The sequence below is a fragment of the Vibrio sp. Vb1554 genome (assembly GCF_033344235.1).
Genome location: NZ_JAWPOJ010000027.1, coordinates 42,504 through 54,595, shown reverse-complemented (window position 1 = coordinate 54,595; position 12,092 = coordinate 42,504). Strand labels below are relative to the sequence as shown.

The window sequence follows — 12,092 nt, the reverse complement described above, 5'->3', positions numbered from 1 at the left end:
CGTCTCAACGCAGAAGTTCGTTTACTCCTTGAAAACGAAATGGGGATCGTTTGGCTCGTCGGAGAGATATCCAACTTTTCAGCTCCTGTCTCTGGTCACTGGTACCTCACTCTTAAAGACTCTCGCGCTCAAGTTAAATGTGCCATGTTTCGTGGTAACAATCGCCGCGTTACTTTCAAACCCGCTAACGGTAATCAAGTCCTAGTAAAAGCTCGTCTGTCTCTTTATGAGCCTCGCGGTGACTACCAATTGATCATCGAAAGCATGCAACCGGAAGGTGATGGCCGTCTTCAACAAGAGTTTGAAGAGCTGAAAATGAAGCTTGCAGCAGAAGGGTTGTTCGCGCAAATCAATAAGCAATCTTTGCCTGAGCACCCTAAACGTGTTGGCGTCATCACATCGAAAACTGGTGCCGCGCTTTACGATATCTTAGACGTATTGAAACGTCGTGATCCTTCCCTACCTGTTGTGATTTATCCGACAGTGGTACAAGGTGAGGACGCAGCCATTCAAATTGCACAAGCCATTGGTCGCGCTAACAGCCGTGATGAATGTGATGTACTAATTGTGGGCCGAGGTGGTGGTTCATTAGAAGACTTATGGTGCTTTAACAACGAGATATTAGCTCGCACGATTGCAGCAAGCCAAATTCCTATTATTAGCGCCGTTGGACATGAAGTTGACGTGACAATAGCTGATTTTGTCGCCGACGTACGCGCGCCTACTCCATCAGCAGCCGCTGAGCTAGTAAGCCGTGATAACAGCCACAAAGATCAAGCTTTAGTTACCCGCCAGCATAAGTTAGCGAGTGCGATGCGTTACTACCTAGCACAACAAAAGCAGCAATCTGCTCAATTAGTGCACCGTCTAGAGAGACAGCACCCAAGCTATCGCTTGCAACGTCAGACGCAACAGTTAGATGAGTTGGACATGCGCTTACAGCGAGCGATGAGTCGTTTTATTGCCTTGCGTCAACAGCGAATCGAGCGTCAACATTATCGGCTGCAATTAAATTCTCCTGTAACACGCCTTGCCGAGCAGAAGTCGAAGCTAGAACGTGTTGAGCAAAAGCTCATGGATGCAATGGATCGCAAATTACTGACTATGCGCCATCAACTCGCGATTGCTGCAGAGAAGTTAGACACCGTCAGCCCACTAGCGACATTGAAACGAGGTTACTCAATTACTCAAACTGAGCAAGGTAAAGTGATTACTCAATCTTCAGATGTAAAATCGGGAGATATATTGATTACTCGATTAGCCGAAGGCGACGTTCGCTCTACCGTTAACTGAATACAAACTCTGGTTAACTGATTTTCTGGAACTCAAATCGGACACGTGATTTTGATTTGAGTTCATTACACACATTACAAAAGTAACTCGCAGCACCGCATGCTTGCAGCTTCTCCAGCTCCGCCTCACAATCAGGGCAAAAACCTACTTTTTTAAAATCCGATTCACACTGTGCACAATGGTATTGTCCTGTCCATTCCAGTTCGACATTGCAAGTCGGGCAAATGTTCTGCTGCATATCCCGTTCCTCTCTCTAAACTAAGCAATTTCGAGTAACGCATGCTACTCAAAATAGCGAACAAGTATGTTGATCTTCATCACCGCCCCAACAAGTTTCACGAGGCGTTAACCATACTTGATACGTAGGATCTTATACTGATCGTCTGATATTTACTCCTTGATCAGCGATCACCCCTTAAAAGAATATTTATATAACCACACACCGAAAGCATAAGTTACATATTCTGCATTCCAATTTAAGGAAGAATAAAAAACCTTAAAAAGATTTAATTAAACGAAAAATCAGAATTTAATAAAAAGATCTTATTCAAAAAGCAGTGTTTACATTGGTGTGCATTTCGATAGTTTGAGCGTCGAGCTTAACGAGTTTAACTTGGATAAAAGCAAACTCATTTAAATGGCTCGCATGCGTTCCACCACAAGGGATTACCGCTAATTGACCTTCCCCTAAATCGCACTTCCAATAGCGAGAATCCGTTAATCTGTCACCGTGGCATTCCATGGTGATCATCGCATCTCGTCGAAGCCATTCCACAAGTTGGCTATTCACTTTTTTTGCAATCGCCTGGAGGTCATTCAGCATATCTGCACTGTTTAATCCTCTTTTACGGAGTGTTTTGCCTAAACGGTACGTATCGAGGCACTTGTCTGGAGTAACATAACTCGTAACTTGTGCATAGCTATTAAAGTCATAATAACCATGTGGGTCTTTGCGGTCTGCGTCTTTTCGCCAATAGTCTTCCGCTAGTACTTTATTCAACGCCAAATACGCTAAGTGTCCTGCAGTGTGGCCTCGACTCAAAGCGCGTTGGTAATCCTTATCTACCGCCAATGTCACCAAATCATCAGTAACAAGTGATTCCGTACGTGATAAAACATGCACAACGACAAACACCCAACCTTCAGCATCACGCTTTACAGGGATGTCACTACCCACATACAAAGCACCACTCTCCTGCTCCACTGCTCCAACTTGGCAATCTACTACGTCATGCTCAGACCCATTCACCTTCAACGTTCCTTTATCTGCAGGGTGATCCGGCCACATGTGACTAACGGGATGGAACGGCGTGACATCTGTAATAACGTAAGTCACTTCTTCCGTAGATTGAACGAGCTGTATTTGTGCTTCTAATTGCCATGTTTGATGACAAAAACGAGTCTTTGTTGCTGTGATAGTCATTTTTACGATTACTTTTGATAAAAAAATACCCAAGTAGAAACTTGGGTATTCGAATTTCATTATTTATTGCGGTTTTTCACCATCGACATCATACGTTTGCGTTTACGCTCTTGTGATAGCGTAAGCTTATTCGTACGGTTCTCGTATGGGTTATCACTGTTGTGGAAGTTAATGCGAATCGGTGTTCCCATAATTTCCAGAGACTTACGGAAGTAGTTCATCAGATAACGTTTATACGAATCTGGCAATTCACGAACCATGTTACCGTGGATAACAACGATCGGTGGGTTGTAACCACCTGCGTGTGCGTATTTGAGTTTGATACGACGACCACGAACCATTGGCGGTTGGTGATCATCCACAGCCATCTTCATGATACGCGTCAGTACTGACGTACCCACACGCGTTGTCGCCGAGTTATATGCTTCTTGAATAGATTCAAACAAGTGACCAACGCCAGTACCGTGCAGCGCAGAGATAAAGTGGATACGCGCGAAGTCGACGAATCCTAGACGGCGGTCCAGTTCTTTCTTCACGCTTTCTTTCACGTCACTGTCTAGACCATCCCACTTGTTAACGGCGATGACAATTGAGCGGCCAGCATTCAGTGCAAAACCAAGCAAGCTTAGGTCTTGGTCTGAAATATTTTCACGTGCATCAATCACCAGTAGAACGACGTTTGCATCTTCTACCGCTTTCAGCGTCTTAACAACAGAGAACTTTTCAACCGTTTCATTGATACGACCACGACGACGAACACCTGCGGTATCAATTAGTACGTATTCGCGTCCATCACGCTCCATCGGGATGTAGATAGAATCGCGCGTTGTACCAGGCATATCGTATACAACCACACGTTCTTCACCCAGAATACGGTTAGTCAGTGTCGATTTGCCTACGTTAGGACGACCGATGATCGCCAACTTAATCGGCTGCTCTTGAAGGCGTTTGAATTCAGCTTCTGCGTCTTCTTCAGTGTAATCTTCAACAAGAGGCTCTTCGTCTTCGAATCCAGTCAGGTCTTCAAGCTCACCTTCTTCAGATTCACTTGTTAGTAGATCATCAAAGAATGGAGATAAAGCACGCTCAAGCAAAGCGGTCACACCACGGCCATGAGCAGCCGCAATCTGGTACATATCATCCACGCCGAGCTGCCAAAAATCAGCACACGCCGCATCGGCATCAATACCATCGATTTTGTTTACTACCAGCATCGCTGGCTTTTCAATTTTACGCAGATGCGCAGCAATTGCTTCATCTGAAGGTGTCAGACCAGCACGACCGTCAACAAGGAACAATACAACATCAGCCTCATCAATCGCGGCTAATGACTGTTCTGCCATCTTTGTTTCCACGCCTTCTTCTGTGCCATCGATACCACCAGTATCAATCACAATGAATTCGTGCTCTTCACCAAGTCTCGCCTGGCCATATTTACGGTCTCGCGTTAGGCCTGGAAAGTCCGCAACCAACGCGTCACGAGTGCGAGTCAATCGGTTAAATAGTGTAGATTTACCTACGTTCGGACGCCCTACTAGAGCTACAACAGGTACCATAACAACCTCTACAATAATCTTTCTTCTGTAGTTATAGGTAACGACTTGCTCGATGCCAAATCAAACCAGCTTTTTACCTATAACCACGTCAGGGTTAATAAATTCAAACAACAAAACGGCTCCTAGCTGTCACCAGCCAGGAGCCGAATGTGAATTATATCACGATATTATTCGTTAATGGTTAGTTTCTTTACATCGCCGTTGCGAGTTGTAATCACATAACCATCCGACAATAACGTCGGGCCAACTGCCAAGCCACTATCATCGACAAACTGCTGCGCAACAAATTCGCCCGTTGAACGATCCATCCAGTGAAGGTAACCAAGCGTGTCACCGACAACGAGATAATTGCCAACAATAACTGGCGCTGTAAGTTGTCGGTGCTCAAGCAAGCTGTTTTCCCACAACTCAGTCCCGCTTCGTGAATCAACGGCAACAACATGATCTTTTTCCGTTATCACAAAGATGCGACTACCATCTGTAGAAATGTCTGTCGCAGATGAGTAATTACGCTTCCAAATCGGGTTCGCTGAACGTAAGTCAATGGCGATAAGTTGACCATTGTATCCAATGGTGAAAAGAGTACCGCCTAGCACAATTGGCGATGAATCAACGTCAACCAAACGATCAATTTCTGTCGCGCCTTTTGGCGTACCAACAGGCTGTTGCCAAATCAACTGACCACGCTCAACGATAGCAGCTGCGAGTCGGCCATTTGCCGTTCCCCAAAATACACCGCCGCCAATTGCAGTCGGAGTACTGTCGCCACGTAAAGTTAAGTTCGGCACTTCTGTGCTCAATGCCCAGCGTTGCTCACCTGTACTCTCATTAAGGGCAATCAGCATGCCTCGGCTAGTATTGATGATAATAAGGCCTGAATCTGCAACTGGCTTCGCCAGTACCTCACCACCAACTTTTACACGCCAAACAATTTCACCTGTTTCTTGGTCAAGAGAGATGACTTCACCATTCTCAGAGCCAATGTAAAGGTTTCCGTATGCCGCTGTGATACCACCAGAGAGACGAGCAATGACATCTTCTTCTAGGTCCGTTTGCCAACGTTGTTTACCATTCTCAGGATCCAGCGCTTTTACTAAGCCATCACGACTTGCCACGAACAATGTATCATTCGCAAATACAGGGGATAGTTTTGAAAAGTAATGACCAACACCATCGCCAACCGATGTGCTCCACTCACTACTGGTTGTAAACTGACTGTCTACCTGAGGTAGTGGCGCCATTACAATGGTGTCTTTCTCACCTGCACAACCGGCAAGTACTCCCATTGTTAACGCCCCTAGCAAGGCTTTCTTAAAGACTCTTTTCATCCAATGCGGTCCTTATTTCGCCAGATCGTCCAATTTCATTTGTAGTGTCGGGCTTGCATCTGCCGCTTGCTGAGCATCAGTATACGCAGCGTACGCAGCATCTTTGTCACCTTGGCGAATCGCAATATCGCCACGAAGTTCAGCAATACGACCTGTCCATGCTGTATCAGTGACGTTACTTAGCTCTGCCGTTGCAGCGTCGAAGTTACCCATTTCCGTCTCAATACGCGCAATGCGGTAACTAATCAATGGTAACAACGCAGCATCTTGAGTGTTGCTTTGCGCCCACTTCAGTTGCTCCAATGCAGCAGAAAGGTCTTGAGCTTCAACTTGTGCTTTAGCAAGTTGTAGTGCAGCCAATACTGAATATTCTTTTACTTCATTTGACTCAATGAAAGCTTTCACGTCAGCTTGAGCATCAGTGCCTTTGTCTTGCAAAGCATTCATTGCTGTCGTGTAGCTTTGAGAAGCTGCTTCACTCGCCTGAATCACAGAATCCTGGTAGTAACGCCAGCCAAATAGACCACCTAAACCAACAACCGCACCGATGATGACGGCTTTGCCGTTTTCCTTCCACCAGTCTTTAATGGCTTCAACTTGTTGTTCTTCAGTATCGTAAAGTTCCACTTCCTGTCCTCTTAAAACATGTAAATGGCAGCTTAGCTGCCATTGTTCCTATTTCGTTTAAAGGCTCCACATTTGGGAGCCTTAGCTTACGAACTAGGATGTAATTTTGTTAGATTACTAAAAGACTTAAATCAGTGCTGCGATCTTTTCTGCAACTTCTGCTTGGTTGTAAGTCTCTTGCTCACCACCAGCTAAGTCTTTCAGTACTACGGTATTATCCGCAACTTCGTTTTCGCCCAGAACCAATGCTACAACAGCACCAACTTTGTCTGCGCGTTTAAACTGTTTCTTGAAGTTACCGCCACCGAAGTGATTCATCACACGAACGCCTGGAACAGACTCGCGAAGCTGTTCTGCTAGCTTCATTCCTGCCATCATGGTGCCTTCACCCGCTGTGACTACGTACACGTCAACACTGCGACGAACGTCTGTCAGTTCCAACGTTTCTAGCATCAGTACTAGACGCTCTAGGCCCATTGCAAAGCCAACCGCTGGTGTTGGTTTACCACCTAATTGCTCTACAAGGCCATCGTAACGACCACCGCCACATACAGTGCCTTGAGCACCTAGGCTCTCAGTGATCCACTCAAATACCGTGCGATTGTAGTAATCCAGACCACGAACTAGACGTTCGTTAACTGTGTATTTGATACCTGCGGCGTCTAAAAGTTCACATAGACCTGCGAAGTGTGCTTTAGATTCTTCACCCAAGTAATCTGAAAGGCGAGGCGCATCACCTAAAATAGCTTGAACGTCTGGGTTCTTCGTATCCAGAACACGCAGTGGGTTCGTGTGCATGCGACGCTTACAATCTTCATCTAGCACATCAATATGTTGCTCAAGGAATGCAACCAGTGCAGTACGGTAGTCTGCGCGGTCTTCTTGAGAACCGATAGAGTTCAGCTCAAGACGAACATGTTCATTGATACCTAGCTCACGCCATAGACGCGCCGTCATCATGATAAGCTCTGCATCAACATCTGGACCATTTAGACCAAACACCTCAACACCACACTGGTGGAATTGACGGTAACGACCTTTCTGCGGACGTTCATGGCGGAACATAGGCCCCATGTACCACAGACGCTGTTCATCACGGTTGATCAGGCTGTTTTGGATACATGAACGTACACAGCCCGCCGTACCTTCAGGGCGAAGTGTTAGGCTGTCACCGTTACGGTCATCAAAGGTGTACATTTCTTTTGAAACGACGTCTGTCTCTTCACCAACAGCGCGGCTGAATAGGTTTGTTTCTTCAACGATTGGCATGCGCACTTCGTTATAACCGTATGCGCTAATTACATTTTTCACTGTGTTTTCTAATTTTTGCCACAGTGGCGACTGAGTTGGGAGGCAATCGTTCATGCCTCGAATTGCTTGAATTGTTTTTGCCACAATACTTACCGTAATTCTCGTTGAGATTAATCTTGTACTTTAACTTCGATGCGGTTTTCGCCATTCATCATAGCTGCTTTCGCACGGATCTTAGCTTCTAGCTTATTCACAAGGTCATCGTTATCAAAGCGCTCTTTCTGGCGTTTACCATCTTCGTAGAATGCGCTCTTCTTGTTACTACCTGCTAGACCTAAGTGAGAAACTTCTGCTTCACCAGGGCCGTTTACCACACAACCGATGATAGACACATCCATTGGCGTGATGATGTCTTCTAAACGTTGCTCCAGTGCATTCACCGTACCAATCACATCGAATTCTTGGCGTGAGCAGCTTGGGCACGCAATAAAGTTGATGCCTCGAGAGCGAATGCGCAGAGATTTAAGGATGTCGAAACCGACTTTGATTTCTTCAACTGGATCGGCAGCCAAAGAGATACGCAGCGTATCTCCTATCCCTTCAGATAACAGCATACCTAAGCCAACAGATGACTTAACAGCGCCAGCTCGAGCACCACCCGCCTCTGTGATACCTAAATGAAGAGGCTGATCGATTTTCTTCGCCAGCAGACGATATGAATCCACCGCAAGAAAAACGTCTGAAGCTTTCACGCTAACTTTAAATTGGTCAAAGTTAAGACGATCGAGATGATCTACGTGACGCATCGCCGATTCAACCAAGGCTTCTGGCGTAGGCTCACCGTATTTCATCTGTAGATCTTTTTCCAAAGATCCACCATTGACACCAATACGGATCGGGATATTTTTATCGCGAGCGCAATCAACAACAGCGCGAATGCGCTCTTCATTGCCGATGTTACCTGGGTTGATACGTAAACAGTCAACTCCGTACTCCGCAACTTTCAGCGCGATACGATAGTCGAAATGAATATCAGCCACTAATGGTACAGAAACTTGCTGTTTAATCAGTTTGAAAGCTTCTGCTGCGTCCATCGTAGGTACAGAAACTCGAACGATATCTGCGCCGACTTTTTCTAGTGCTCGGATTTGAGCGACTGTCGCTTCTACGTCAGTCGTGCGAGTGTTAGTCATTGACTGTACTGCAATTGGCGCACCATCACCAATTGGCACATCACCCACATAAATACGCGTCGATTTACGACGAATAATTGGAGATTCGTGTTGCATAATTTTTTATAACGGTAGAGTGAATCTAGCTACTTTGCCTGAAGTATACCCAGAAAGGTCGACAGGTTCACTTGCAAATGTCATTGTAACCCCTTCCGGTGCGCCTAATATCACTTTAAATGGCGCTTTTCCGGTAAGTTCTACATCTTGTCCTGGCTTATGAGTACCACTTACCAGCGTTTTACCATTGGTGTCTTTTACTTGAATCCAACAGTCCGCTTTAAACTTCATAGTAAGAAGTGTCATGCCTTCAGGTACTACTGGCGCAGGCTGTTCCTCTTCCGCCGCTTCAATCACGGCAACAGGTTCTTCAGAATCTACGCTTGTTGTATTTTCAGTTTCAGTCAGCAAAGGATCCGCCCCTTGCTCAACGGGTGCTTCAGTCAATTCAGCAACACCTTCATTAGTTGAAGCAACTTCTTCAGGAGTGCTTGCGATTAACTCTTCAGCCGTCATCAAATCGATATCAGCTAATTCTTGAGCAGTGGGCTGCGGCGCTTCAACACTTGAATCCGTTACTTCCTTAGTTAGGCTATTCTCTTGTTGGTTTTGCCACCACCATGCAGCTGAAATGCCAATAATGACTAGCCCGATAACCCAAGTAAGGAGCATAATACGGCTATTGTGCTTCTCGTCTTTTGTTTTACGAGAGAAGCTTTGCATTTCAATTTCTTGCTCTTGAGGCTGAGCATCGGCAGTCTGCTCTAACGCCGTCAAAACCACCTTCTCATCAAGACCTACGAATTTAGCGTAAGAGCGTAAGTAACCACGCGTAAATGTCGCGACTTGTTGAGATTCAAATCGGTTATTTTCAATATCTTCAATCACAGAAATGCGAAGCCTCAGGCGGTCGGCAACTTGCTTTTGGCTCATTCCCAAGGATTCACGTTTGTTTTTCAGTAATGTGCCAGCTTCAATAGAGAGTGGCACTTCATTCGTATTTTCGTGTTCTGTCATAATGGCGGTATTTAATCTGTTTTAGTGGCTAACGTGGTCATGTATTTTCGTTATTGTTCTTAAGCCTCTTTAAAGATAGCTAGCCTAAACGCGTTAACCAAAAATAATAATTTTAAGAAACTCTCAGCGATCTGAGTGCGAATACCCGTTTTGCAAAAATCAGCAAAACGTATGTGAGAAAGTGCTGAGAATTATCGGTGTCATCGTTAGTGTTACATATCATGATAAGCGAATGCGCAACGAAGACAAAAACTCTTTACACTCAAACTAACAGATAGCTCAAGCTTTTGTCCAAACTTTGACAAAGGAATTCGAAATTATACCCAAATAACCTTAGGTTGAAGAGTGATAGTCCCAAATCTTGGCGAAAATGTCCTAAACAATAAACAAAATAGCCAGAGCGAATGGCTCTGGCTATTTTTGAATTCCGGTCGTTTATACAGCTTTCACTTCAATGGTATCGGCACCGCGTGACGCTTTCAGCATTGCCGTACGTTTAGTTCGGTCAATTACATCACCGACCAACTGACCACATGCGGCATCAATGTCATCACCACGTGTTTTACGAACCGTAACTGTGTGCTCGTATTGCATCAATGTTTTTTGGAAGCGATCAATACGTGAGTTACTTGGTTTCTTGTAAGGTGAACCTGGGTACGGGTTAAACGGAATCAAGTTAATCTTACATGGTGTGTCTTTCATCAATTCAGCCAGTTCACGAGCATGGTCCATGTCATCGTTCACATGATCAAGCAACACGTACTCGACTGTTACCTTGCCACGGTTTGCATTCGATGAAGCAATGTAACGACGAACGGATGCTAGGAAATCTTGAATATCCCAACGATCGTTAATTGGCATGATTTCACTACGCAGCTTATCGTTTGGCGCATGAAGAGAGATCGCTAACGCAACGTCGATTTTGCCCGTCATCTGATCAAGACCAGAAACGACACCTGATGTTGATACGGTTACGCGACGCTTCGACAAACCAAAGCCAAGGTCATCCAGCATTAACTCCAATGCAGGAATCAAGTTCTTCATATTAAGAAGCGGCTCACCCATGCCCATCATCACGACGTTCGTAATTGGGCGACGGCCTGTTTCTTTCTCAAGACCAATTTCACGTGCAGCACGCCACACCTGACCGATGATCTCTGAAACTTTCAAGTTACGGTTAAAGCCCTGCTGTGCTGTTGAGCAGAACTTACATTCCAATGCACAACCTACTTGAGAAGATACACAAAGCGTTGCGCGATCATCTTCTGGAATGTAAACCGTTTCTACATCCTGATCACCAACCTTCATTGCCCACTTGATCGTGCCGTCTGAAGAATGCTGAGCTTCTACTACAGTTGGTGCTTTAATTTCACACTTGTGTAAAAGCTTTTCGCGCAGCTTCTTGTTGATGTTTGTCATTTTTTCGAAGTCATCTACACCGAAATGGTAGATCCACTTCATAACCTGATCGGCACGAAACGCTTTCTCGCCAAGTTCTTCCGCGAAAAACTGACGCATGCCTTTGCGATCAAAGTCGAGTAGATTGATTTTTTCAGTGGTCATGTTGCCTCTCAATGACTGAAACAAGAATAAGGGCGCGAATTGTACAGCCTTTATGCAGCTACAACAAGGGGTGTAAGACCCTGAGTTTGCTAAGGCATTAAAATAAAAACGATTAAATTTTAATCAGACTTTACGGTGAGAATAATGATTAGACAACCGACAACAAAAGCGTAGAAGTGGTACAGAGAAAACAGTGAGAACAAACACACGTAACTAAGCTTTCACCCCTGTAAGATGCTCAGATTAGCCAACATCTTCGCGAATAATTACGAATGAACTCGCAGGTGAAATGGAGAACGCGGAATAAAAAACCTCGGACAATTCCGAGGTTATTACGAACTAGATCATCACGCAAAAGTGATGCATGAACGAGTTAGCGAGAGAAAACTTCTGATTCAGGGAAGAAAAACTCAATTTCACGAGCGGCAGACTCAGGGCTATCTGAACCATGAACTGAATTGTGACGCATGCTGAGTGCGTAATCAGCACGCAAAGTGCCACATGCCGCGTCCTCTGGGTTGGTTTTACCCATTAGCTCGCGGTAACGTGCAATCGCATTTTCGCCTTCCAATACCTGAACCATAATAGGACCAGATGTCATGAACTCTTTTAGAGGAGGGAAAAACTCTTTACCTTCATGCTCTGCATAAAAGCCGCTTGCCTGATCTTCTGTCAGGTGAACCATTTTGGCAGCGATGATACGTAGGCCAGCCTTTTCAATACGATTGTAGATTTCACCAATTAGGTTTCGCTCTACAGCATCAGGCTTAATGATTGAAAATGTTCTTTCTAGAGCCATAAAATT

General features: G+C 45.1%; 11 protein-coding genes. 1 reads left to right on the top strand and 10 read right to left on the bottom strand.

Features of this window, described 5'->3' with window-relative positions:
* The coding region (gene xseA, locus R8N28_RS19040) for an exodeoxyribonuclease VII large subunit (protein ID WP_318183400.1) at positions 1–1,293 on the top strand (1,293 nt) is incomplete at its 5' end.
* A 13-nt stretch (positions 1,294–1,306) separates the two neighbouring features.
* Here the strand turns inward: xseA and R8N28_RS19035 are convergent.
* The 10 genes from R8N28_RS19035 to ndk all read right to left on the bottom strand — a co-directional run bounded on the left by R8N28_RS19035 (position 1,307) and on the right by ndk (position 12,086).
* Positions 1,307–1,531, bottom strand: coding sequence for a zinc ribbon domain-containing protein (locus R8N28_RS19035; protein ID WP_012842112.1), 225 nt, complete (start codon positions 1,529–1,531; stop codon positions 1,307–1,309).
* A gap of 309 nt (positions 1,532–1,840) precedes the next feature.
* Positions 1,841–2,716, bottom strand: coding sequence for a metal-dependent hydrolase (locus R8N28_RS19030; protein ID WP_065275049.1), 876 nt, complete (start codon positions 2,714–2,716; stop codon positions 1,841–1,843).
* A gap of 59 nt (positions 2,717–2,775) precedes the next feature.
* Positions 2,776–4,272 carry a ribosome biogenesis GTPase Der gene (gene der, locus R8N28_RS19025; RefSeq protein WP_262635471.1) on the bottom strand — a complete coding sequence of 499 codons (1,497 nt, stop codon included), beginning with the start codon at positions 4,270–4,272 and terminating at the stop codon, positions 2,776–2,778.
* A gap of 167 nt (positions 4,273–4,439) precedes the next feature.
* Positions 4,440–5,600, bottom strand: coding sequence for an outer membrane protein assembly factor BamB (bamB, locus tag R8N28_RS19020; protein ID WP_005381696.1), 1,161 nt, complete (start codon positions 5,598–5,600; stop codon positions 4,440–4,442).
* Positions 5,601–5,612: 12 nt separating this feature from the next.
* Positions 5,613–6,227 carry a YfgM family protein gene (locus R8N28_RS19015; protein ID WP_065274210.1) on the bottom strand — a complete coding sequence of 205 codons (615 nt, stop codon included), beginning with the start codon at positions 6,225–6,227 and terminating at the stop codon, positions 5,613–5,615.
* Positions 6,228–6,353: 126 nt separating this feature from the next.
* Positions 6,354–7,622, bottom strand: coding sequence for a histidine--tRNA ligase (hisS, locus tag R8N28_RS19010; RefSeq protein WP_005381698.1), 1,269 nt, complete (start codon positions 7,620–7,622; stop codon positions 6,354–6,356).
* 26 nt (positions 7,623–7,648) lie between these two features.
* On the bottom strand, positions 7,649–8,767 hold the full coding sequence (gene ispG / locus R8N28_RS19005) for a flavodoxin-dependent (E)-4-hydroxy-3-methylbut-2-enyl-diphosphate synthase (RefSeq protein ID WP_005381699.1): 1,119 nt from the start codon (positions 8,765–8,767) through the stop codon (positions 7,649–7,651).
* Positions 8,768–8,773: 6 nt separating this feature from the next.
* Complete coding sequence (gene rodZ, locus R8N28_RS19000) at positions 8,774–9,724, bottom strand: cytoskeleton protein RodZ (RefSeq protein WP_005383707.1); 951 nt, start codon at positions 9,722–9,724, stop codon at positions 8,774–8,776.
* A gap of 435 nt (positions 9,725–10,159) precedes the next feature.
* Positions 10,160–11,287 carry a bifunctional tRNA (adenosine(37)-C2)-methyltransferase TrmG/ribosomal RNA large subunit methyltransferase RlmN gene (locus R8N28_RS18995; protein WP_065274209.1) on the bottom strand — a complete coding sequence of 376 codons (1,128 nt, stop codon included), beginning with the start codon at positions 11,285–11,287 and terminating at the stop codon, positions 10,160–10,162.
* A gap of 373 nt (positions 11,288–11,660) precedes the next feature.
* Positions 11,661–12,086 carry a nucleoside-diphosphate kinase gene (gene ndk / locus R8N28_RS18990; RefSeq protein ID WP_005381702.1) on the bottom strand — a complete coding sequence of 142 codons (426 nt, stop codon included), beginning with the start codon at positions 12,084–12,086 and terminating at the stop codon, positions 11,661–11,663.
* Between the last annotated feature and the right edge of the window lie 6 nt (positions 12,087–12,092).

Bases quoted from the DNA above. Each gene is read 5' to 3' on its own strand.
- R8N28_RS19030 (WP_065275049.1), bottom strand. From the start codon at position 2,716: ATGACTATCACAGCAACAAAGACTCGTTTTTGTCATCAAACATGGCAA.
- R8N28_RS18995 (WP_065274209.1), bottom strand. From the start codon at position 11,287: ATGACCACTGAAAAAATCAATCTACTCGACTTTGATCGCAAAGGCATG.
- ispG (WP_005381699.1), bottom strand. From the start codon at position 8,767: ATGCAACACGAATCTCCAATTATTCGTCGTAAATCGACGCGTATTTAT.
- bamB (WP_005381696.1), bottom strand. From the start codon at position 5,600: ATGAAAAGAGTCTTTAAGAAAGCCTTGCTAGGGGCGTTAACAATGGGA.
- ndk (WP_005381702.1), bottom strand. From the start codon at position 12,086: ATGGCTCTAGAAAGAACATTTTCAATCATTAAGCCTGATGCTGTAGAG.
- rodZ (WP_005383707.1), bottom strand. From the start codon at position 9,724: ATGACAGAACACGAAAATACGAATGAAGTGCCACTCTCTATTGAAGCT.
- R8N28_RS19035 (WP_012842112.1), bottom strand. From the start codon at position 1,531: ATGCAGCAGAACATTTGCCCGACTTGCAATGTCGAACTGGAATGGACA.
- der (WP_262635471.1), bottom strand. From the start codon at position 4,272: ATGGTACCTGTTGTAGCTCTAGTAGGGCGTCCGAACGTAGGTAAATCT.